21 protein-coding genes are annotated in these 21,367 nt (G+C 64.0%); 7 read left to right on the top strand and 14 right to left on the bottom strand.

The window, feature by feature from the left end; genetic code table 11:
• The first annotated feature begins 60 nt into the window (after nucleotides 1-60).
• From MC380_RS02355 to MC380_RS02325, 7 genes are all read left to right on the top strand, one after another.
• Nucleotides 61-627, top strand: coding sequence for a glycine cleavage system protein R (locus MC380_RS02355; protein WP_242104295.1), 567 nt, complete (start codon nucleotides 61-63; stop codon nucleotides 625-627).
• A 13-nt stretch (nucleotides 628-640) separates the two neighbouring features.
• Entirely contained in the window at nucleotides 641-1,123 is a 483-nt protein-coding gene (locus MC380_RS02350) for a peroxiredoxin (protein WP_242162795.1), read from the top strand.
• Between the two features lie 84 nt (nucleotides 1,124-1,207).
• Nucleotides 1,208-2,605 (top strand): PhoH family protein, encoded by a 1,398-nt coding sequence (locus MC380_RS02345; protein ID WP_242104297.1) that lies wholly within the window; start codon nucleotides 1,208-1,210, stop codon nucleotides 2,603-2,605.
• A gap of 285 nt (nucleotides 2,606-2,890) precedes the next feature.
• Complete coding sequence (locus MC380_RS02340) at nucleotides 2,891-3,124, top strand: helix-turn-helix transcriptional regulator (protein ID WP_242104298.1); 234 nt, start codon at nucleotides 2,891-2,893, stop codon at nucleotides 3,122-3,124.
• Nucleotides 3,124-4,842: a sulfate permease gene (gene sulP / locus MC380_RS02335; RefSeq protein WP_242162793.1), complete on the top strand. Its 1,719-nt coding sequence runs from the start codon at nucleotides 3,124-3,126 to the stop codon at nucleotides 4,840-4,842. The genes MC380_RS02340 and sulP overlap by 1 nt, the downstream gene beginning before the upstream one ends.
• Nucleotides 4,843-4,867: 25 nt before the next feature.
• Entirely contained in the window at nucleotides 4,868-5,692 is an 825-nt protein-coding gene (gene thiD, locus MC380_RS02330) for a bifunctional hydroxymethylpyrimidine kinase/phosphomethylpyrimidine kinase (RefSeq protein ID WP_242162791.1), read from the top strand.
• Entirely contained in the window at nucleotides 5,682-6,590 is a 909-nt protein-coding gene (locus MC380_RS02325; protein ID WP_242162788.1) for an alpha/beta fold hydrolase, read from the top strand. Before thiD ends, MC380_RS02325 begins: the two co-directional genes overlap by 11 nt.
• On the opposite strand, the gene virB11 is transcribed toward MC380_RS02325, so the two are convergent.
• The 14 genes from virB11 to MC380_RS02255 all read right to left on the bottom strand — a co-directional run bounded on the left by virB11 (nucleotide 6,587) and on the right by MC380_RS02255 (nucleotide 21,348).
• Nucleotides 6,587-7,630 carry a P-type DNA transfer ATPase VirB11 gene (gene virB11 / locus MC380_RS02320; protein ID WP_242162786.1) on the bottom strand — a complete coding sequence of 348 codons (1,044 nt, stop codon included), beginning with the start codon at nucleotides 7,628-7,630 and terminating at the stop codon, nucleotides 6,587-6,589. The two genes, MC380_RS02325 and virB11, sit on opposite strands and share 4 nt — an antisense overlap.
• A 120-nt stretch (nucleotides 7,631-7,750) precedes the next feature.
• Nucleotides 7,751-9,016: a TrbI/VirB10 family protein gene (locus MC380_RS02315; RefSeq protein ID WP_242162784.1), complete on the bottom strand. Its 1,266-nt coding sequence runs from the start codon at nucleotides 9,014-9,016 to the stop codon at nucleotides 7,751-7,753.
• Nucleotides 9,013-9,783 (bottom strand): TrbG/VirB9 family P-type conjugative transfer protein, encoded by a 771-nt coding sequence (locus tag MC380_RS02310; protein WP_242104304.1) that lies wholly within the window; start codon nucleotides 9,781-9,783, stop codon nucleotides 9,013-9,015. The genes MC380_RS02315 and MC380_RS02310 overlap by 4 nt, the downstream gene beginning before the upstream one ends.
• Nucleotides 9,780-10,724, bottom strand: a complete 945-nt coding sequence (locus MC380_RS02305) for a type IV secretion system protein (RefSeq protein WP_242162781.1) — start codon at nucleotides 10,722-10,724, stop codon at nucleotides 9,780-9,782. Before MC380_RS02305 ends, MC380_RS02310 begins: the two co-directional genes overlap by 4 nt.
• Before the next feature lie 51 nt (nucleotides 10,725-10,775).
• Nucleotides 10,776-11,210, bottom strand: a complete 435-nt coding sequence (locus MC380_RS02300; RefSeq protein WP_242104626.1) for a hypothetical protein — start codon at nucleotides 11,208-11,210, stop codon at nucleotides 10,776-10,778.
• An 816-nt stretch (nucleotides 11,211-12,026) separates the two neighbouring features.
• A complete protein-coding gene (locus MC380_RS02295; protein WP_242162779.1) occupies nucleotides 12,027-12,524 on the bottom strand; it encodes a DUF4189 domain-containing protein in 498 nt (165 codons plus the stop codon).
• 20 nt (nucleotides 12,525-12,544) lie between these two features.
• Complete coding sequence (locus tag MC380_RS02290; RefSeq protein WP_242162777.1) at nucleotides 12,545-12,982, bottom strand: DUF4189 domain-containing protein; 438 nt, start codon at nucleotides 12,980-12,982, stop codon at nucleotides 12,545-12,547.
• A gap of 93 nt (nucleotides 12,983-13,075) precedes the next feature.
• Complete coding sequence (locus MC380_RS02285) at nucleotides 13,076-14,320, bottom strand: peptidoglycan-binding protein (protein WP_242162776.1); 1,245 nt, start codon at nucleotides 14,318-14,320, stop codon at nucleotides 13,076-13,078.
• A 29-nt stretch (nucleotides 14,321-14,349) separates the two neighbouring features.
• Nucleotides 14,350-14,967 (bottom strand): hypothetical protein, encoded by a 618-nt coding sequence (locus MC380_RS02280; RefSeq protein WP_242162773.1) that lies wholly within the window; start codon nucleotides 14,965-14,967, stop codon nucleotides 14,350-14,352.
• A gap of 77 nt (nucleotides 14,968-15,044) precedes the next feature.
• The gene (locus MC380_RS02275; RefSeq protein WP_242162771.1) at nucleotides 15,045-15,572 is read right to left on the bottom strand and encodes a DUF4189 domain-containing protein; all 528 of its coding nucleotides are present in this window, start codon (nucleotides 15,570-15,572) and stop codon (nucleotides 15,045-15,047) included.
• 221 nt (nucleotides 15,573-15,793) lie between these two features.
• A complete protein-coding gene (locus tag MC380_RS02270) occupies nucleotides 15,794-16,333 on the bottom strand; it encodes a DUF4189 domain-containing protein (protein WP_242162769.1) in 540 nt (179 codons plus the stop codon).
• A gap of 11 nt (nucleotides 16,334-16,344) precedes the next feature.
• Nucleotides 16,345-17,937 carry a type IV secretion system protein gene (locus MC380_RS02265; RefSeq protein WP_242162767.1) on the bottom strand — a complete coding sequence of 531 codons (1,593 nt, stop codon included), beginning with the start codon at nucleotides 17,935-17,937 and terminating at the stop codon, nucleotides 16,345-16,347.
• Between the two features lie 97 nt (nucleotides 17,938-18,034).
• Nucleotides 18,035-18,820 carry a hypothetical protein gene (locus MC380_RS02260; RefSeq protein ID WP_242162765.1) on the bottom strand — a complete coding sequence of 262 codons (786 nt, stop codon included), beginning with the start codon at nucleotides 18,818-18,820 and terminating at the stop codon, nucleotides 18,035-18,037.
• Nucleotides 18,821-18,891: 71 nt separating this feature from the next.
• Nucleotides 18,892-21,348 (bottom strand): VirB4 family type IV secretion/conjugal transfer ATPase, encoded by a 2,457-nt coding sequence (locus tag MC380_RS02255; RefSeq protein WP_242162763.1) that lies wholly within the window; start codon nucleotides 21,346-21,348, stop codon nucleotides 18,892-18,894.
• Nucleotides 21,349-21,367: the final 19 nt, after the last annotated feature.

Genomic DNA, 21,367 nt, shown 5'->3' with positions numbered 1-21,367 from the left:
CCTGCGCACTGCGCCGGACCGATGTCCGGTCGCCGTTCACCCTTCGTCGCGGACCCTGCCTTGACCGAACCAGACACCGCTGTCCGGCCCGCGCCGAACGAGAACTACCTGCTGATCAACGCCTACACGACGCATCCGCAATCCCCCCTGTTGCCGGTCACCCGGCGGATCGCCGACAGCGGCTGCAACCTGGTCGACACCCGGCTTTCGACGGTGGGACGCGACGTGTCGGTAAGCGCGCTGGCCACCGGTTCATGGGATGCGGTGGCCAAGCTCGAAGCCATGCTCACCCGCCTCGAGCGCGAGGAAGGACTGAAGCTGGTGTGGTACCGCACCGGCCCCAAGCCGCTGCAGTCGAACCTGCTGCCCTACGTGGTGGAAGTGGTCGCGGCGGACAAGCCTGGCATCCTGTTCCAGCTGGCGGACTTCTTCGACGGCCAGGGCATCACCATCGAAAGCCTGCACTGCTCGCGCTATCGCGCCATGCAGACCGGCGCGGACATGTTCTCCGCCCAGCTCACCATCGGCGTGCCGGCCGACATGCATATCGCCGGCCTGCGCGACGACTTCCTCGAGTTTTGCGACCATCTCAACCTGGACGCGATCATGGACCCGATGAAGTTCTAGGCATGCGAAGCTGATGGCCACCAAGCCGCTCGACGTCGGAAGCAAGGTGCCCAAGCTGCCGCTGGCGCTGTCCAGCGGGCTGACCGGGAGCACGGCCGACCATCTTGGTCACTGGCTGGTGCTGTACTTCTACCCCAAGGATGCGACGCCGGGCTGCACGACCGAGGGCCTGGAGTTCAATGTATTGCTGCCCAAGTTCACCAGGCTCGATGCCACCGTGCTGGGCGTCTCGCGCGACTCGATCAAGAGCCACCAGAACTTCTGCGACAAGCAGGGGTTCCGGTTCGACCTGGTCAGCGATGCGGACGAGAAGCTGGGCAATGCCTTCGGCGTGATCAAGCCGAAGAAGCTGTACGGCCGCGAGTACATCGGCATCGAGCGCAGCACCTTCCTGATCGGCCCGGACGGCCGCATCGCCCAGGCCTGGCGCGGCGTCAAGGTCGCCGGCCATGCGTACGCCGTGCTCGAAGCGCTCAAGGCTGCACAGAAGCAGTGACGCACGCCTCCCATTCCTCCTCCACTGCCCCGTCCCGCGGGTCGCGGTGGCCTTCCGACGCCTGACCGACAGGAACCGTCACGCATGACCAAGGGCAAGCGCATCTACGTCCTCGATACCAACGTGCTGATGCACGATCCGACCGCGCTGTTCAAGTTCGAGGAACACGATGTCTACCTGCCGATGCAGGTGCTGGAGGAGCTGGACCATGCCAAGAAGGGCACCTCCGAAGCCAGCCGCAATGCGCGCCAGGTCAGCCGCTTTCTCAACGAACTGATCGAAGCGCATGGAAACAAGGCGCTGGATGCCGGCGTGGTCCTGCAGCGCCCGAAGGGACTGCAGTTGCGCACCGCCGACAGCGCCGGGCGCCTGCGCTTCCAGACCGCGCCCATCGATGCGTCGCGCGCGTTCGCCAAGGCGATGCCCGACAACCAGATCCTGGCGTCGATCCTGGCGCTCAAGGTCGACGAGCCCGGCACGCCGGTGGTGCTGGTGTCCAAGGACATCAACCTGCGGATCAAGGCCTCGATCGTCGGCATCGTCAACGAGGACTACGAAAACGACCGCGCGCTCGACGATTTCAGCCTGCTCTACACCGGCGTCACCGCATTGCCGGAGGACTTCTGGCAGAAGCATGGCAACGACCTGAAATCGTGGACCGAGAAAGGCCGCACCTTCTACGAGATCTCGCGCAACCAGGACGACGACTGGTATCCCAACCAGTTCCTGTATCTGCCCGGCGACGAGGAAGCCGAGCTCAAGGTCACCAGGGTCGGCGAGGACAAGGTCACGCTGCAGATCGTCGACGACTACCGCAGCAACCAGCACGCGGTCTGGGGCATCCTCGCGCGCAATCGCGAACAGAACTTCGCGCTCAACGCGCTGATGGACCCGGAAGTCGATTTCGTCAGCCTGCTCGGCACCGCCGGCACCGGCAAGACCCTGCTCGCCCTGGCCGCCGGCCTGGCCCAGACCATGGACCAGCAGCGCTACCGGGAGATCATCATGACCCGGGCCACGGTCAGCGTGGGCGAGGACATCGGCTTCCTGCCCGGAACCGAAGAAGAGAAGATGACCCCCTGGATGGGCGCGCTTACCGACAACCTGGAGGTGCTGACCCACAACCAGGAAGGCGGCAGCTGGGGCCGGGCCGCCACCAACGACCTACTCGCCTCGCGGATCAAGATCCGGTCGATGAACTTCATGCGCGGCCGCACGTTCCTGTCCCGCTACCTGATCCTGGACGAGGCGCAGAACCTCACGCCCAAGCAGATGAAAACCCTGGTCACCCGCGCTGGCCCGGGCACCAAGATCGTGTGCCTGGGCAATGTGGAGCAGATCGACACGCCCTACCTCACCGAAACCACGTCCGGCCTCACTTACGTGGTGGATCGCTTCAAGGCCTGGCCGCACAGCGCCCACATCACCCTGCGCCGCGGCGAGCGTTCGCGGTTGGCGGACTACGCCTCGGAAGTGTTGTAGCGGGCGGCGCCTCCAGGGCGGGAACTCTCCACCACGCCGGCTTGTGCCGGCGATCATCTGCGTTCGCCTGCGCACCAGGCGACCGGCTCAACGGACCCTCCGATCTATCTGCTCTAGACCCATGGTCGGCGGCGTGTCGTGTGAAGCTCTCATGCGCCGATCATCCCCAGAACGAATGATGTTTTAAACATCAGTATCAATATTTTAAACTTGTATAAGCAGGTCCTGTCTGGTGGAATAAGGCACCTGTTCCGGACTGGTGCGCCGATGATCTCCGCCGCCCAAATGCGCGCTGCCCGCGCCCTGCTCGGCATCGACCAGCGCACGCTCGCGCAGCTCGCCGGCGTTTCGCTGCCGACCATCCAGCGCATGGAAGCCAGCGACGGCACCGTGCGCGGCGTGGTGGACACCCTGATGAAGGTCATCGAGGCGCTCGACGCTGCGGGCATCGAGCTGATCGGCAACGAGCAGCCCAGCCAGGCCCGCGGCCGCGGCGTGCGCCTGAAGGAGCCGGGCTGATGGCCAGTCCCGGCTTCGATCGCCGCCAGTACCTGCGCATGTTCGAGCCCAAGCTGCTCACGGTGCTGCGCGAGGGCTACCGGCTGCAGGACCTGCGTGCCGATGCGCTGGCCGGACTGACCGTCGCGATCGTTGCCCTGCCGCTGGCGATGGCGCTGGCGATCGCTTCGGGCACCACGCCCGAGAAGGGCCTGTACACCGCGATCGTGGCCGGCTTCCTGATTTCCGCGTTCGGTGGATCGCGGGTGCAGATCGGCGGGCCCACCGCGGCCTTCATCCCGGTGGTGTTCGTGGTGATCCAGAAGTTCGGCTTCGGCGGGCTGATCCTGTGCACCCTGCTGGCCGGGTTGATCCTGATCGCCGCGGGCCTGCTGCGCCTGGGCACGCTGATGAAATACATGCCCCAGCCGGTGATCACCGGATTCACCGCCGGCATCGCGGTGAGCATCTTCTCCAGCCAGGTCAAGGACATGCTCGGCCTGCGCATGGGCGATGTGCCTGCCGAGTTCCTGCCGCGCTGGGCCGCCTACGGGCAGCACATTGCCAGCACCCAGCCGGCCGCGGTCGTGCTGACCGTGATGGGGCTGGCGGTGATCGTCGGGCTGCGCAAATGGAAGCCGGGCTGGCCGGGCTTCCTAATCGCGCTGCTGGTCTGCACGCTGGTGGCGACCGCATTCGCCCTGCCTGCCGAGACCATCGGCACCCGCTTCGGTGCCCTGCCCTCGGCGCTGCCGACCTTCGACTTCCCGCGGATCCCGTTCGAGCGCACTTGGGAACTGCTGCCGAGCTCACTCACCATCGCCTTCCTCGCGGGGGTGGAATCGCTGCTGTCGGCGGTGGTCGCCGACGGCATGACCGGCGGCCGTCATCGCTCGAACGGCGAGCTGGTCGCGCAGGGCCTGGCCAATGTGGGTTCTGCCCTGTTCGGCGGCCTGCCGGCGACCGGCGCGATCGCGCGCACTGCCACCAACATCCGCTCGGGCGGACGCACGCCGGTCGCCGGCATTCTGCACGCGGCCTACCTGCTCCTGTTCATGCTGCTGCTGGCGCCGCTGATGCGCTACGTGCCGCTGGCTGCGCTGGCCGCGGTGCTGCTGGTGGTGGCCTGGAACATGAGCGAGGTCGAGAACTTCCGCAACACGATGTCGGCACCCAAGGGCGACCGCCTGGTGCTGCTGCTCACTTTCTTCCTGACCGTGTTCCTGGATCTGACCGTGGCCATCCAGGCCGGGATCGTGGTCGCCGCATTCGTGTTCATGTTCCGCATGGCCGAAGCGGTGGAAGTGAGTTCCGGCATGCCGATGCCCGACGACGAGATCGGCGACGACGACCACGCGCGCGGCGCTGACCTCGATCAGCGCGCGATGCTGCCGAAGGGCGTCGAGGTGTACCAGATCAGCGGCCCGCTGTTCTTCGGCGCCGCGAACCGCCTGGACAACCTGCTGGACCAGTTCCTGCAACCACCGAAGGTATTCATCCTGCGCATGCGGCTGGTGCCGGTGATCGATGCCAGCGGCGTGCACGCGCTGAAGCAGCTCGCCCATCGCTGCCATCGCAAGGGCATCGTGCTGATCATTTCCGGACTGCAGGAACAACCCAACCGGGTCATCGCCCGGATGCGGCTCGAGGAAGAGCCGGCCGAACTGCACTTCACCTCGAATTTCGAACGCGCACTGCGGCTGGCCGAGTCGATCGTCCATGAGCCGACAACGGGCTGAGGCGAGCTTCGGGCAGAATGCCCGCATGTCCGACCATGGTGGCCCTGCCCTGCCTGTTTGCGCGCTCACCATCGCAGGCTCGGACTCGGGCGGTGGCGCGGGAATCCAGGCCGACCTGAAAACCTTCGCCGCGCACGGCGTGCACGGTCTTTCGGCGATCGCCGCGCTGACCGCGCAAAACACCCGCGGGGTGACCGCGGTCCATGTTCCCGATGTCGGTTTCCTGCGCGCGCAGATCGATGCCTGTTTCGACGACTTCCGCATCGGCGCGGTCAAGCTGGGAATGCTGGCGAACGCGAAGGTCATCCATGCCGTGGCCGATGCGATTGAAACGCATCGACCGGCGCAACTGGTGGTGGACCCGGTCATGGTCGCCACCTCCGGCGCCAAGCTGCTGGAGGACGAGGCGCTGGACGCACTGCGCACGCGGCTGCTGCCCCTGGCCACGGTGCTGACCCCCAACATCCCCGAAGCCGAGCTGCTGTGCGGCATCCGCATCGTCGATGCCGCAGGCGCAGAGGCGGCCTTCGACGCGCTGCGCCAGTTCGGCGCGCGCGCGGTATTGCTCAAGGGCGGGCATCTGGACGAAGGCACACGGGTCGTCGACCGCTATCGCGACACGACCGACCGGGTCGAATTCGCCCACGATCGACTGGACCTGAAAGCCCACGGCACCGGCTGCACCCTGGCCTCGGCGATTGCCGCCAATCTCTGCCTAGGCCTGGCCATGCGCAGCGCCGTGGAGCGTGCGATCGGTTACGTGGAAGCTGCACTGAGACACGGCTATCGGCCGGGCCACGGCGGACTCATCGTCCTCGATCACCTCGGTGCGGCGGCCGGTGCCGACTGAGGCGCTCGAGTTGCCGGTGGAAGGCGAAGACGGTCATCGCTGGTCTTTGCTGGCGCGGATTCCCGAGCGGCCCTCGCATCGCCTGCTGTGGCTACCGGCGCTCGGCGTCGCCGCGCGCCACTACCTGCCCTTCGCCGATGCGCTGGCGCAGCACGGCGTCGCCGTGTTCGTGCACGAGTGGCGCGGACATGGGTCAAGCAGCGTGCGCGCATCCCGCCATTGCGACTGGGGCTATCGCGAGCTGCTGCTGCACGACTTGCCCGCCAGCGAACGCGCTGTCGCCGGCCAAGCGCCCGGCGTGGAACCGGTCATCGGCGGCCACAGCCTGGGTGGCCAACTCGCCTGCTGCCGGCTCGCGCTGGCACCCGGTGCGCGCGCGTTGTGGCTGGTCGCCACCGGCTCTCCTTACTGGCGCGCCTTTCCCGTGCGCACGCGCTGGTGGCTGCCCGCCACCTACCGGTTCCTGCCGTGGCTCGCGAAGATCCGTGGCGCCCTGCCGGGACGCACGGTCGGCTTCGGCGGCAATGAGGCGCGCGGTCTGATCCAGGATTGGGCGCGCAGCGGGCTGAGCGGGCGTTATGCCGCGCAGGGCCTGGAAATCGACCTGGATCGCGCGCTGCGCAGCGTCACCGTACCCGTGCAGGCCATCGGCTTCGCACGCGACTGGCTGGGACCGGAGCCGTCGCTGCGCTTCCTGCTTTCGAAACTCGGAAGCACGCAGGTCCGCATCGTCCGGCTCGATGCGACGGCGCTGGGCGTAGCCGCCGACCATTTCGCATGGATGCGGGTTCCGGATGCCGTTGCTTGCGCCCTGACGGCCGCCGCCGACCCGGACGGCCGCGAGGCTTCGCGCATCGATCCCATGCCGCCCCCGACGCAGGCAAGTCACGGCGCCTAGCTTTCGGCGAACCTGCGTGCCGGATTGAAGTCGATGCCGGTGATGTAGCGGCTGCCGGCGTGGGCGCGGATGTGCACGACCACGTCGATGGTCAGCATCAGCAGGCGCTTGATCACCGCGAACTCGAGCCCGGCGCCTTCGCTCGATGCCTTCACCATCAGCGCCAGCTGGTCCCAGGTCTGCTCCGTGCTGCCCGAGTGGCAGCTGGTGATCGACCCGGGGTGGCCCGATGCGCAGTTGCGGATGAAGTAGAACGCCTCGTCGCCGCGCAGCTCGGCCAGGATGATCCGGTCCGGTTTCATGCGCAGGCACGATTCCATGCAGCTCTTGGCGGAGACATTGGCCGTGCCCTGCCCGCCCTTCGAATACAACAGGTGCACCACGTTCGGCTGCCCGATGAAAAGCTCGCGCGCGTCCTCGATGGTCACCAGGCGCTCGTCCTGCGGGATGAACTCCACCAGCGATTTCATGAAGGTGGTCTTGCCGCTGCCGGTGGCGCCGGATACGACGATGTTCTTCTTGTAGTACACCGCACGCTTGAAGAACTCGGCGTAGTCGCGCGCCGCACGCAGGTCCAGCAATTCCTGGTCGTGGGCGCCGATGGTCGGGTTGTCCTCGAGAATCTGCTCGAAGAAGCCGCTTTCCTCGTACTGCTGTAGTGTGATCGTCCGCCGCGCCGGCAGGCGGATGGTGATCGATACCTTGCCGGCATCGCACGCAGGCGGAATCACGAACTGCGCGCGCTGGCCGGTCGGAAAGGTCAAAGAAACCATCGGATCGGCATCGGTGATGCGCTGCCCGGTATTGCTCTCGTTGACCACGGCCGTGCAGAACTGTCGCGCGCGTTCGAACGTGAGCGTCGGTACCTCCACCCGCCGCCATCCCTCGCGCGTCTCCAGGTACAGCTCGCCGGGGCGATTGATGCAGATCTCGGTGACATCCGGAGAATGCATGAATTCCAGGATGCCGAGGATCTGGTACTGGTACTCCAGGAAATCCTTGGAGATGTGCGCCAGGGGCGAGTCGTCGGCGTCAGTCATGGCATCACCACGGCCCCTGTTGGTGGCTGATGGTTCCGGAGCCGGCAGGCAGCCGCGCTCGCGCGAACCAGTGACGCGGGAGCGCCCCGGCGGCACCGCGCATCGCGATGCCGCGCGGCCTCAACGCAGGGCCATGACCGCGGAGAAGTCTACGTCCTGGGCGACGTAGACGTTGACCACCGTGCCCTGGTTGATCGTGACCGTGCCCTTGCGCTGTGCGGACTTCTGCAACGCCTGGTTGGCAAGCCTCTCCATGGAACGGGCGGTCGCGCTCTGGAATGGTTGCTCGACCACCGTCGTACCGCCCGGACCCACGATGCTGGTCGAGGTTCTCGGCCCATGTTCGGCCGCGCCCCACTGGAAGGCGTCGCTGATCAGGCTGATCAACAGTGCGGACATGATCTTGCTGCCCCAATGACCGTTGTAGTCGCCCGGATGGCCGGCGCCACCGAGTCCATCGACGCCCGGACTCGACATGGCGACGTCGATTCCGGTCGGCGTGATGATGCGGTCCCATACGACCGCGACGCGCGCGATGTCGTCGCCTTCATCCTGGTAACGCCCCAGAATCTTCGAGCCTTTCGGCAGCAGTAACTCGCGCCCGTTTACCGAATAGACCGGCTCGGTCAGGACGCAGGACGTGAAGCCGGGAATGTCGGTGACGATGCGCGATTCCAGTACGCAGCGCAGATAGGTGCCGCGCACCAGCAGCGCATTCGGATTCGACATGAATTGCGCGCTTGTTGCCGCCGCGGCCACGGTCGGCGCCGGCGTGCCGCCGGGCGGCAGGCCGAGCATCGCGTTCTGCATCGCCTGCATTTGCTGGAGCTGCGCGGTACTGCCGTTGTCCGCAGGCTCCTGCGCAGCGGCTGTCGAACCGGCGCCGCCCGCGGCGCTCATGCGTCGCTCCATCAGGCTTGGTGGCTGCGGGCCTGCCGGGGCGCCCTGGCTGCTGGCCGACGGATTGCCATACGCCTGGTCAGGCAGCGGCGGAACCACGGGTTGTGCTTGCTGCGCCAGGTCGATTGGGGGCGCCGTCTCGGCCGGCTCGTCGGCTGCCGTGGGAAGCTCCGGCACGATCAGGGGCTTGTTGGCGTCAGCTTGCGGCTTTTCGTCCTCGCCCTTGTCTCCACCGCTACGCAGGACGAAATAGCCCAGCAGGAACAGCAGCAGCACGATGCCGCCTAGGGACAGCAACGCCTTGCGGTTCAGGCGCTGGCTTTCGGCAGCGGTCAGCGTGGGCGAACCCGCATCCAGATTGGGCGCCGGCTCCGCCTGCTGGTACCCGCCGCTGTAATACGGATTGCCGCGATCCTGCGCGAAGGACGGGGTCCGACCGTCCTCATAACCGCTATCGGGGGTGTTCGGAGGTGTGGTCTGGCTCACTGTGGCGTGTTCCTTCGCAAGCCGACGGCGTTCTTGCCGTGGCGGATGACCAGGTACTGGTAGGTCCCATGCACGATGATGGTGTTCTTCTCGACCGTGCTGTTGACGACGAAATCCTCGCCCCTTCGCTTCTCGCGCCCGTATACGGCTGGGAAGTTCCCGGTCGGAAACTGGGTCATGTCCGGCATCTGGACGTAGGTGAACTGGCCGTCGTCGTACACGCTCACCGGCACGAGCCAAGGGCTCTTGCTGCGTGTGGCGAACGAGTAGTCGAAGTTGTATTCCCGCCCGGCTTCCATGCTCGTGCTCTGCCCCGGCCTTGACTCAGCCACCTCGGCGGCTTCGGCCAGCGCAGGATCGTTGGGATAGACGAACGTCACCTTGTACTGCACGCCCGCACGCTTGGCCTGGTCGAGCACTCTCCAGTCCGTGGCCACCACCTTCAGCTCGAAGATGTAGGAACGCTTGTCGGTGCGCACCATCATGTTGGTGTCCACGTCGACGTTGTTCGGCTTGAGGTAAAACACGTTTTCGCGGCGGTTGAGCTCCCATCCGCTGCTGAAGCCAGTGCTGTAATCCAGCACCTTCTCGTTCGGGCTCAACTCGATCTGGGTAGTGATGCCCAGGCCCGTACGAATTTCGTAGATGCGGTCCGGCTGGTACTCGTACTGATGCATGACCTGGGCGGAAGCAGGCCTGACCCACGCCACGGACAACAGGAGGATCGCGGCGGCCAGTGCAGGCAGCCATGGCGAACTGCGGCTCATCGGGTATTGGCTCCATTGGCGTAACCTGCGGGCGCAGCGACGTTCTGCTGCGGAGCGGAAGGCTGTTGTGGCACGACACCAGGCGCTGCGGCTGGCGATGCATCCTGTCCAACACCGCCAGGTGATGGCAGCACCCCCTCCCCGGGCGCGGCCGAAGGGGCCGGCAAGGTGCCGGGCACCGGCTGTTCCGCCATTGCCGACGGCGGCTGCGAGGGCAGCGAGACCAGTTCGGTGACCACGCGATAGTCAGTGACCTGGAAGCCGAGCGGATTGCTGAACCGCTGTTCGTCAGTCAGCGAAAGCGCTTCGTTGTAGGTATAGATGATCGTCGCTACGCGGGTGTCGAGCACCGTCGGCGCGCCATTGGCCTTGTTCACCAGCACGCGCTGGAAGCGCACCGTGGCCGAGCCTTCCTTGTCGAACCAACCTTCCCGGTTCGGGGTGAGGCTGATGATGTTGACCCGGATGGCTCGGGTCTTCCCGTACAGCTTGATCGGGCTGGCCGGATTGCCCGGCGAGAGCAGGTGATCGTAGGCCTCGCCCTCTTGCTTGGTGGACATGGTCCACACCAGCCCCCAGTCGCGCTGAGTGAGGATGTTGTAGTCGTAGGACTCGCGCGCGATCACGTAATTGGCAATGTTGGCCTTGTTGATCGCGGCATTCGCGGTCACCGGGCTGTTGCTCAGGTCGGACACCAGTGGTGCCACTGCAGCCGTGCCCGTGTACGGATCGGCGAGCACAAGGAATGGCGTCTTTTCCTTGAGCGGCAGCATCAACAGGTACCCGAGCGCCAGCAACACCGCCATCAAGATCGCGCTGCCGGCGACGAACCAGGCGCGCTTCTGACTGCGCATGGCCAGGTCGGCAATCGTCACCTCGTAATTGACGGACGCGCCGACTGCAGCATCGATCTGGGAGGAGGATTTTTTTCTTCCGAGCATCGTGGATCCAGAGGCTTCCGCGGCGGTGGGACCGGGCGTCAATCGCCAGCGTCAGGGTGCGGCGGTGGATTGGGCGGGCGGCACGGCCGGGGCCTGCGTGTGCCGCACCGTGATCTGCCCTGCTTCCACCGAGATCGCCACGTCGTACGAGGCGTAGGCTGAATCGAGCTGCGCAACCGCCTGCTCCAGGCTGGTGGTGTTCACGTCCTTCACGGGTCCGTACAGGGTGAAGTCGGACGCGTGCAGGTACGACAGGGTGCGCTTGGACGCCTTCGCCCAGCGGGTCAGCAATCCCTTGAGCGTCTTGTCCATCGGCGAGGCTGCATATGTGTACGACTCGTACAGAGGAATGGCCACGGGCGCGTCGGCGTACTGGTTCACCGGCTTCCAGCGGCCGCGGAAATTGGGGGCCGGGCGGGTGGCGCAGGCCACCACCGCGAATGCGAGGCAACACACCACCAAGACCTGCGGTCGCAGGCGCACAATCCTGATCACGAAGCACCATCCAGTGGCGAAGGACGAACGGACACGCGCATCGTCGGAGCGCCGACGGGTCCGGCGCCGCGAACGCGGCAGAGAGTATTGGGAGAACGCGGGGCGGCAGCCACGTAATGGGCCGGTTTCGCGCTGGGTATCCGGGCTCCCACGCCCGGCGAATGCTTCCTTGCCGACATCTGAGCTCTCAGCCCCTTTTGCTCTGCTTCCGTGCCGCGGCGATCCGGATCCTCGATCCTGAACCGCCGGCATTGCAGCCAAACCTTAACGTCAGCGGCAGAGCGCCGTCAAGAACCTTCCGCACTTCCCGGTATGGTCCCTACCAAGTCGAAAATCCCACGTCGCGAAATGGTCCATATCCCCTAACGACCGTCGCGCTTCTTCGTTGGAAGACGCAGTGATCACCTCGCCCTGTGCGTCGTCCCTGCGGACAACCCCGCGGCTCCAGCCCCGCTTGCTCGCGGGTCTCGGCGGCCGGTGGCCCCTGCCCAAGGCACGCCCGTCCGCCTCGCACCGCCCTTCGGCTGATCCATGTCCGTGGCGAGGCCGGCTCCGGTATTACCGACCGCTTACGCGCCCATATCTACGCTCCTGACCAGGAAGCCATCGCACGTGAAAGGCTGCGCAGCTGGCGCGGCAGGAGGGGGCCGCCGTCCTCGGGTCGCGCGACGGCATCGCCCCATGGCCCGTCCGTAGCAGAATCGGGCGTGGCGACAGCCCGGACTTACGCTGGCCTCCCCAAGGCAACAGGCCGATGCCCGTCTACCCTGACCCGCTCGCCTTTTCCCAAACGCGATGGCGATCCTGTTAGTACTTGTGGAAGATCGGCTCTGTGCAGCCCGAGTACTCGACACGGCAATTGACTCCGCTCTTCCTGCAATCAGCCATGCCGATCTCGGTGGCACGTTCAATCGACTCCGCACTAGTTGCGCGCGACAACCCGCTCCCCACAGTCATGACAGCGCATTGATTGCGGTAAGACAGTTTCACGCTGCAAGCACCGCCTCCCTTTGCCTTGCAATCGGCTAAAGCTAGCCGCTCGGCGTCCTGCTGGTTGTGCGCCCCCACCGCGACGCCGGTTATACCGTCGTGGGATGGGGGCGTCGCAATGGCGCCCCAGGTCTTTTCCCAATAACCCGAGGGACGCGGCACCGGCGACCCCTGCGGCATGGGCGGCTCGACACTTCGTGGCTGCGCCCGCTCTCCCGCAATCTCGCTAAAGCGCTCGATGTCCTCTTGCGTCGCATCGTGCGCGTTGCGGTTTGCGAGATCCGCTATCCTCGTCGTTCCATCATTCTCGTACATCGAACAGATCGGCAAGTCCTTCAACAAGCAGGCCGCCCTTCGGTAGCTTCATTGCACTCCCTCAATCCCTTCTGCGCGGCAATCAAGGGATGCACGCCATAACCTTCGAAGATCTTGCCGGCCGGATTGACCGCAATCGCCCCGCATTGATTGGAAAACCAGCCGCGCGGCTGGCAATTCTCTCCACCGTTGTTCCGGCAGGCGTCCATCGCCACGCGCTCGGCCTCCTCTCCACTCCGGGCGAATGTGCTCCAGTAAAGCTTGTAGCCATCAAGATCAGAAACAAAGCTGGAATAAACATCTGGGAGCCTAATCGGTGCCTGTTGCAGCGCTTGCGACTGTTGCCGCCCTGGGCCCTGGTAATACACCGATTGCGCGTTGTTCCTCGCATGATAATCCGGCGAATTCATGCTTTCCTGCGCTGCGATGGGTGCGCCCATCGTCAGCAATCCCAGCATAGACCATGTCCTAAGCTTCATACGTGCCTGTTTTTCGCGGACCGGGCGCTCCTGCTGTTCCCGCGCCAGATGAACCAGACTCCATTGCCCTGACTACATCGACAACTGCGGCTGCGGGCTTTGCTGCTGCCGGCGATGGTCTTCCTGGGTCCGCTCGTCAGCCAGACGGGCCATGTGGTCGCTCATCGCCTGCAGGTCGGGCGTCGGAGCGGTCAGGTCCACCTTCACCCGATCGCCAGGGATCGCGCCCTGCAGGTACACGTTCGCGCCGAGCACCGCCATCCGCTGCAGGCGGTCGGGGCCAGTGATGCCGTTCTCCAGCGCCTGCAGGGTGACATTGGCGATAGCCTTCGGGTCCGTTCCCGCCGGCAGTTGCTCGCTGATGGCGGCGTAGAGCTTGTGGTTGGGATGCGTGGCTTCCGGCACCAGCGGATGCTGCGCCGCATGTGTCAGCGTCGCCCAGGTGTCATTGCCCACCTTGCCGTCCACCGGCTCCACGCCGTGGGCCTTCTGGAACGCGCGCACGGCATGGTCCGTATTGTCGCCGAAGTCGCCGTCTGTTTTCAGCGACCGGCCGTCGGCGCCGGTATAACCCAGGCCGCGCAGGGTGGTCTGCAGGCGCCAGACTTCCGAACCGTGGGACTGGAGTTTCAACAGCGATTCCGTGCGGGATCGCACCGGGTCAGCCTCTTCCGCTTCTGGCGTTTTGGGCGGAGCTTGTTGCACCTCGCCAGGCGCATGCTGTTCCAACCCAAGGCGCTGACGGACGAATTGCTCGTATCGGTCGAGATCGGGCATCACCTTGTCTCGTGCAAGCTGCAGTCCGCCGTAATCACTAAATGGGCCGTCATGATGATACTTGTAGATGTATTCCTCGCCTTGGCTACGATTCACGGCCAGGTTTCGATTGTCGATAAAATGTTCTACGAGCGCCCTGCTGTTCGCCTTGGCATCGAAACGGTTGTCGTTGCTAAGGCCGTATCCGCGTCCGGTTCCATCCACGAACTGGCCTATGCCCGCGGCCGTCGTAGTTCCCGCGGCAGCATCGGGATTGAAACCGGATTCGGCACGCGCAATCGCCAACACATGCGCGGTTTCCCTGGTGCTAAGCCCCGCATCTCGCGATGCCTCTATCAGCGCATCGATGATCCGGGATTGCACTTCGGGACTCGCATCGCCCCAGATGCGGGAGTTCCCTGCCAGCCGGCTTGGCGAGTGATCGACCGGCTCGCGGTAATGGCTGTTCCGCGAGATCTGGCTGTCCCTATAGGTCGGACCTCGCGGTTGGACCATTGCTTCGTAGATTTCATTCGCCATATTTGTATCTTCCATTGACATGCAACCATTCCCTATGGATTGGCGGTGGCTCAATCGATGTAGCTCATCTCCGCGTCTGGGAGACGCAAGCGCTCGGCGAGTGCCGTGTATTCCTCGTTGTTGGGATATTGCTGCTGTGTCTCGGGCAACGTCTCGTCCTTCAGGATGACAGGAACGCTCCGGGTCAGCTGCTTCCCGTCCTGGTCGTATAGATAGAACCACTCACAGAACTTGCACCCCCTGGGGCGCTCTCCAAACTGAACCACGAAGTACGGTCTGCCATTGCTCCGCGATATCGCACAGCTCACGCCGACCGGCGTGTAGTCCCGCATTTCCCCTGGCAGGCCGATGGCCGACACCGCCCTCCCCGAACGCACGAACTGCAGCTTGGTCCGTTTCATCCCCGTTGCAGGATCGGTTGCGTCGTCCTGCAGTCGCATCTCCTTGCCATTACAGATCACTTTCACGCCGCCCCCCGTTCCCGACTCCAGACCTCCTGGCGGCTCAAACGGTTCGCCCCTCGCACTTGACTCAGTACGTGCATTTTCAGAAGAAGCGTTCGGCTTCTGCGCTTCACACGCTGTGAGAGCAATTCCATACGCGAACAACAAAGCACCCGCGGCGGCGAGCCGCTGCGGGTGCCTGGAGATGGATTCGATTCGGCTCATCTGCATCCTGCAGGTTGCTTCGACAAATCGACGCAGTAGCAACGCGCAAGGTATCCATGCGCCGCTGCGTTTCTGAATCAATATTTGTGGAAGATTGGTTCGGTGCAGGCGGAGTAGTAGACGCTGCAACTGTCATCCCCTCTCTCCTTGCACAACTGAATGCCAAGCTGCGACGCCTCGGGAATTGAGGCTGCGCTCGCAAATCTATAATTGGCTTTCCCCGTGACCATCACCGCACACTGGTTTTGATAGGCGATTTCTACCTCGCACGCCTTGCCCCCCTTGGATGTACAATCCTTCAGCGCAAGCCGTTCAGCCTCTTCCTTGCTGCTCGCCCCGAGCGACGTACCTAGCACTCCGCCTACCGGCGACGGCGCAATCGCCCCCCAGGTCTTCTCCCAGTAACCCGTCGGCCGAGGTGGCAGCGCCTGTTGCTGCTGCTGTGCCTGCTGGGCAGCATTCGTCTTTGCACTCTCACGCGCCCAGCACCCGGGATCCTGCGAGACCGGAAGCCCGGAACTGGGGCATAGAATTTCCTGCCCTGCACTCGTGCTCCATACACTCAGCAGACTCAGTACCAACAAGATTGCCGTTTGGACTTTCATGTGCCTCTCCTTGGCATTCTCGCAGATGCCGACTCATCGGTCGATCTGGAGAATTTATGGTTCTGACATGCTTTGCCGACAGCGCGCATAATAAAATACCCGCAGGGCCGAGCCGTTGCGGGTGCTTGGAATTGAATCTAGTTCTGATCATCTACTTCCTGCAGTTTGCTTCGGCCAATCGTCAAAATGGCAACGCGTCCATGCGCCGCTGCTTCGCTCATTCAATACTTGTGGAAGACCGGTTCGGTGCAGGCGGAATAGTAAACGCGGCAATTCGTATCTTCTTTCGAACAGGCGTCAATACCAACCTTCGCCGCCGCTTCTATGCTGCCAGCCCTTGCAGTCCTGTAAACGTTGTCGCCAAGCACCATTACGGCACACTGGTTGTGATACGCGATACGCACCTCGCACGCCCCTCCTCCTTTGGCCTTGCAATCCTCCAGCGCCAGCCGCTCAGCCTCTTCCTTGCTGCTCGCCCCGAGCGAGGTACCTAGTACACCACCCACCGGCGATGGCGCGATCGCGCCCCAAGTCTTCTCCCAGTAGCCCGTCGGCTGCGGCGGTTGTTGTTGTTGCTCCTGCGGCTGTACCTTCCAATAGCAAAGTGGTGTGGGCGCCACCCCATTTCCACCCGGATGCATGCCCGCCATCACTTCATTCGGACCCGCGCCCGCGCCACAGACATGCGGTGCCTGCGATTGCGCCGCGGCGGCGCTCACAAATGTCAGCGACACCAACATCAACCATACATGCAGTTTCATCTCGACCTCCTTCAACTGCCACCGCGAGGCGCCGGATCTGTCGGCGGCGGAGGCGGCGTATATGTAGGGCTGTGCGTCTGAGTGGAAGGTGAACCCGCCACTCGCGTGGGCGCACCCACCGACCGGGCGCTTTGCGGCGGTGCGAAGGCTGGTGCGCCACCACCACCCAAGGGCGGCGCGTCTGCAGGCTGGCTACCGTGCGGCGTGGGAGAGACCTGGGTTCCGCCCGAGGGAGACGCCGTGGACTGCGGGGTTCCTGTCGGCGCGATATTGGCCGCGCCACGCGCGCCTGGACTTTCAGGCGCGTAATTGGCCTGGCTGCCGCCTGTCGCCGAGTTGGCCGGCGAGGCAGGCGTGTAGGTCTGCGTGCCAAGTTCCTGCGTGTTGACTGCACCGCGCGCGCCGGGTCCCATGCCTTGAGGTCGGGACGTGCTCGCGGCTGCCCCGCTTGGACCAGTGGAGTGCATGGGCGTCTGCGCAGCGTGGAAATCCCCTGCACGCCTACTGCCGTCGTCGGCCGCTTGAGATTGTGTACCCCCTGGCTGCGTCGGCTGATAGGTCTGCGGGTTGTACCCCGACCCGCCCCCGAAGCTCCCGGGTGGCTGCCCCTGCGGGCCGATCATGCCGCCAGCACCAAACGCCGAGAAGTGCAGGAAGCTGCCCATCACCCCATTGAAGAACAACGCCGCCATCGGCGGCGCCGAGACGATCAGCGCGGTCAGGATGATCCCCATCCCGCCCTGCTGCAATGCCTGACTGCTCATGCCCTCGTTGACGTTCACCCCCAGCAGGAACTGGCCCGCGGCGGCTGCAGTCCACATCGCTGCTGCCACTCTTGTAACCATATCCAGCGCCAGGCTCACCACGAAGCTCAGCATCGCCATGCTGAACATCGTCCCGATGCCGTAGAACAACCACTTCTGGAAAAGCCCTTTCGTGAAATCGAACAGCAGGCACAGGATGAAGATCGGCCCCAGGCCGATGAACAGCGCCATCGCGATCTGGTACAGCAGCAGCATCGCACCGGCCACCACCGCAGGCCCGCCGGTGCCCATGGTCACGTAGAACTGGACCCGCTCCTTCTCCGCGACCAGCGCAGGATCGCCCTGCAGATCCAGCGCGTCGAACGTGCTCATCGCCACCTGCAGCCAGCCCAGCGATTCGTCGATCTTTTCCTCCGGCGAGCCGGAATTGCCCGTCACCAGCTCGTTGATCCCGTCCTTCATGTCCTGGGTCAGGTACGTGTGGATCTCGCTGCCCACCGTCCCGAACGCCACCGCACACGACACGATGAACGCCGCCTTGGCCATGTTCGCCACCAGACCCATCAGCGACTCACGCATCTGCCCGGTGATCACCTTGTAGCCCTGGAAGAAGATCCATAGCGTCAGCACGATCAGAGCCAGGAAGCCGACGAAGCCCATCACCCGGCCCATGACGTCGAAGCCGAAATCCTCGATCCGGCTGCTCAGGAACCGGAACACGGCCCGGAAGAAGATGAAATCGCCCAGCCCGCCGATATCCACTACCTTGGGCTGCAGCCAGTCCATGAGGCCGTTACCCAGTCCGCCGAGCGTCGTCGCGATGTCCCGCACGATTGCCATTACCCATTTCCCTGCGCAAATATGGGGTCGCCCCCGTCTCGCACCGCGCCGCGTTCCCTGTGGCGCAGCATCCCCTGCTCCGGCCCGATGCTAGCGTTCAGTCCACTTCCAAGGCGCCGACCAGGATCGCCGTCTTGCCGATCTGGCCCAGGACCTGGTTGGTCTTCGACCCCTTCATTGCGGTCTGCGCCAGCAGCTTCTGGTTCTCGCGCATGGTGGCGATGTAAGAATCGATGGCGGTCATCGTGCTCTGCCAGTTCTTGTAGCGCGCTTCCTGGGCATATAACGCTTCGTTGGCGCTCTGGCTGGCCTTGGCGTTGTTGCCAAGATTCGTGGCCGAACGGTTCATCTGCTGCAACTTGTTGAACTCGCTTTGGGTGGCGCTGTAGCTGTCGCGCAGGAACCTCACCGTCTCGTTGTACTTGGTGTTCTGCATCATCTGGATGTTGGCGCAGACCTCCTTCTGCTGTTGGTAGATGTCGCCCTTGCCATCGACACTGAACATCGAGCTCATCATCGAGGTCGGGCTGAACCCGCCGCAGCGCTCGGGCACGTTGTAGTTCTGCGGCACCTCGTCCATCTGCGGCCCCGGCTGGATGCCCAGGGTCAGGAACATGTTCTGGATATTGGCGATCTGGTTCTGCATGTCCCGCGCCTGTTGCTGCCAGGAAGCGACTTCCTTGCCGTAGTGGGCGATCTTCGCCGCGTACTCTGGAATCTGGGTCATCCAGTTGGAGCAGTTTGCGCAGAAGAATGCGACCGCCTGCGCTGGTCGCGGCATCATCACGGCCCCCGCGCCAACCATGCCGATCGCCACGGTCATTGCGAACGACAAGCCACCCGCCCTGACCGACTTCTTCTTGCTGGACAAGTTCGTGTTCATCTTCGACTCCTTGAGCAAACCTGCGTGCGTGACTGATGCATGGTGGAGGGGTGAGTGGGATCGGTGGCGCGTCATGTCCCCATCCTCTGTCGCGAGTCAGATGCCGCTTTTCCCTTGCCCGAACCCTTACGGTTGTCGTAGAAGTCCTGCAGCCACTGGTCGGGGGTGAGATCGTCCGGCGAGACCTGGTGGAAACGCGCCTTGCGCTCCAGGATCTGGTGCAGGATTTCGATGTTGTCGGTACTGGCTGAGATCACCGCAAGCGCATCGTCCATGCCGCGCAGGTTGAGCTGGCACACGGTAGATCCATGGCCTTGTTTGACCAGGAAGCAGCGCGAGCGCTCGTCTAGGCCCTTGATGACCTGGAACTCGGCGTCAGTGAGCTTGAGGCCGTCGATGTAGTCTTCGCGGCTGGCATTGGGATTGGGCAGCAGGATCATGGTCGCGGTCTGCTCGATCAGAGCCGCGGAGATGTCGCTCTTGAGCGCATCCTCCGGACTCTGGGTGGCAAAGACGCCCAACCCGTTCTGCTTGCGGATGGTCTTCTGCTTGTTCTTGGCGAATTCCTTCAGGCCGCCTTCGCCGTCCAGGATCTTCCAGAATTCGTCCATCACGTAAATCAGGCGGCGGCCGTCGATCAGCTCTTCCAACCGGTGCAGCAGGTAGTTGATTACCGGCACACGCACTTCGGGATTGTCGATGATGTCGGTGTAGTCGAACCCGATGATGTTGGCCTTGTGCAGGTCGATGCTGTCCTTCGGGTTGTCGAATACCCAACCATGCGAATTGCCCGCCGTCCACTTGCGCATGCGCGCGTAGAGGCCGTCGTCACCCATGTTGGGCAGGCTCTTCTGGAAGTTGGTCATGCTGCGCAGGTGCATCGGCGTGTCGAGCATGTTCTCGACCGCGCGGAAGATGTCCTCCTCCTCGCGCGCCGTGTATTCGCGCTTGCCCGCGAGCACCTTGACCAGGTCTGCGAGGAACTGGACGTTGGCCTCGGTGCGCTCGCACTGGAACGGGTTGAAGCCGGTCGGCTGGCCGTTCTCAAGCGCCAGGTAGTTGCCGCCGCAGGCTCGCACGAAGATCTCGGCACCGCGGTCCTTGTCGAAGAAAAAGACCGTGGGCGGCGGGTCGAGCTTCTGCACCTGGCTGAGCAGGAAGTTGATCAGCGCCGTCTTGCCGGTACCGGACTTGCCGATGACCATCGTATTGGCGATGGCCTTCTCGCCCAGCGAATTCTCGGCGGGGTGGGTGGCATGGAAATTAAAATAGTAGGGCTGACCGTTTGTCGCCTGCAACGTCGTGACGCAGGGGCCCCAAGGATTGTTGTCTTTCTTACCGGCACTGAAGTTGTGCAGCGGCGACAGGCCCAGGAAATTCAGCGAACTCATGCTCGCCAGCCGCGTGCGGTACTTCCAGTTACCTGGCAGCTGCGAATAGAACGACGCGGTGATCGCCCAGTCCTCCTTTGAGGACACGAAGCCGGCGTTGGACAGCTCGGCGCGGGTGATGGCCAGCTGCTGCTGCAGCTTCTCCTGTCCGTCGGCATAGACGGCGATGATGAAATGGTATTCGCCCAGCACGAAGTTGCCCGAGGCAAGCTGGTCCATGGCGTAGTCGAGCTCCACGATCTGGCTGACCGCCTTGTCGCCTGACGAGATCATCATGCCCTTGGTGCGATCGAGCGCCTTGAGCGCGTCCTGGCGACCCATGGGGCTGAAGGAATGAGTGATGACGTACTCGAAATCGAGATACTTCAGGCCGTTGAGGATGCCCGGATAGGTACCCTCGGCATATTCCTTCAGGTTGAGGATCGCGCCGTAATGGTTGCCGCCATTGGGCGTACTGACCACGAAGTCGCCGCTCTTCACGGAGAACATGTGGCGGCTCACCGGCAGATACTCCGGCACCGGCGCCTTGAGCACCGGCACCGGCTCATCCACGCGGTTGAGCAGATAGCCAAAGAACTCGAGCGTCTCCGAGAACACCACACCGTTGGCCGCTTCGTACATGCCAAGGCGGTATGGAGCGTAGTCCTTGAGCACGGCCTCGACGTTGCCTGCCAGCTCGAGCACCTTGCCGACGGCCTGCTCCTCCATCGCCTTGAGGCGCGCGGTGTCGCTGACCTTCTCCGTGAAGCGCTTGCCGCCGACGATCGGGCGATAGAGCATCGTCAGATATAGCTCATTGACCATGATCTTCTGCGACGACAGGCTGCCGTAGTACGCATCGGACAAGTGCTGGTTGAAGGCCTGGGCGAAATGGTCGCTGGAGCTGATCCTGCGCCGGCGCCGCACGTCGTGCACCCAGAAGGCCACGTTCACGTAGTCCGGCGCACGCAGGGTCTGCAGCATGCGGTTGAACGTGTTGTGGCGATGCTCGATCTCCCACTCGTCGCGCCCCACGAATGGCAACCCGCCCAGGTACCAGGTCAACAGGTAGTCGCCCCCGGTCGTTTTCACGACCGAGGGGGCGACGTGGGACGAGAGCGGAACGAAGCTGCTGATGGGACTGTCGCGGTTGAACATGCGGTCTCGGTATTGGAAT

It is taken from the genome of Lysobacter sp. M15 (genome assembly GCF_022662515.1).
In the GTDB taxonomy this organism is placed as follows: Bacteria; Pseudomonadota; Gammaproteobacteria; order Xanthomonadales; family Xanthomonadaceae; genus JAKPBU01.
Note: the sequence above shows the minus strand (reverse complement) of the source record. Positions and strands in the feature narration are given on the sequence as shown.

Excerpts from the sequence above, each read along its gene's own strand:
- MC380_RS02350 (WP_242162795.1), top strand. The coding sequence starts at position 641 with ATGGCCACCAAGCCGCTCGACGTCGGAAGCAAGGTGCCCAAGCTGCCG.
- MC380_RS02345 (WP_242104297.1), top strand. The coding sequence starts at position 1,208 with ATGACCAAGGGCAAGCGCATCTACGTCCTCGATACCAACGTGCTGATG.
- MC380_RS02340 (WP_242104298.1), top strand. The coding sequence starts at position 2,891 with ATGCGCGCTGCCCGCGCCCTGCTCGGCATCGACCAGCGCACGCTCGCG.
- sulP (WP_242162793.1), top strand. The coding sequence starts at position 3,124 with ATGGCCAGTCCCGGCTTCGATCGCCGCCAGTACCTGCGCATGTTCGAG.
- thiD (WP_242162791.1), top strand. The coding sequence starts at position 4,868 with ATGTCCGACCATGGTGGCCCTGCCCTGCCTGTTTGCGCGCTCACCATC.
- virB11 (WP_242162786.1), bottom strand. The coding sequence starts at position 7,630 with ATGACTGACGCCGACGACTCGCCCCTGGCGCACATCTCCAAGGATTTC.
- MC380_RS02310 (WP_242104304.1), bottom strand. The coding sequence starts at position 9,783 with ATGAGCCGCAGTTCGCCATGGCTGCCTGCACTGGCCGCCGCGATCCTC.
- MC380_RS02305 (WP_242162781.1), bottom strand. The coding sequence starts at position 10,724 with ATGCTCGGAAGAAAAAAATCCTCCTCCCAGATCGATGCTGCAGTCGGC.
- MC380_RS02295 (WP_242162779.1), bottom strand. The coding sequence starts at position 12,524 with ATGTACGAGAATGATGGAACGACGAGGATAGCGGATCTCGCAAACCGC.
- MC380_RS02290 (WP_242162777.1), bottom strand. The coding sequence starts at position 12,982 with ATGCTGGGATTGCTGACGATGGGCGCACCCATCGCAGCGCAGGAAAGC.
- MC380_RS02285 (WP_242162776.1), bottom strand. The coding sequence starts at position 14,320 with ATGTCAATGGAAGATACAAATATGGCGAATGAAATCTACGAAGCAATG.
- MC380_RS02280 (WP_242162773.1), bottom strand. The coding sequence starts at position 14,967 with ATGAGCCGAATCGAATCCATCTCCAGGCACCCGCAGCGGCTCGCCGCC.
- MC380_RS02275 (WP_242162771.1), bottom strand. The coding sequence starts at position 15,572 with ATGAAAGTCCAAACGGCAATCTTGTTGGTACTGAGTCTGCTGAGTGTA.
- MC380_RS02270 (WP_242162769.1), bottom strand. The coding sequence starts at position 16,333 with ATGAAACTGCATGTATGGTTGATGTTGGTGTCGCTGACATTTGTGAGC.
- MC380_RS02265 (WP_242162767.1), bottom strand. The coding sequence starts at position 17,937 with ATGGCAATCGTGCGGGACATCGCGACGACGCTCGGCGGACTGGGTAAC.
- MC380_RS02260 (WP_242162765.1), bottom strand. The coding sequence starts at position 18,820 with ATGAACACGAACTTGTCCAGCAAGAAGAAGTCGGTCAGGGCGGGTGGC.
- MC380_RS02255 (WP_242162763.1), bottom strand. The coding sequence starts at position 21,348 with ATGTTCAACCGCGACAGTCCCATCAGCAGCTTCGTTCCGCTCTCGTCC.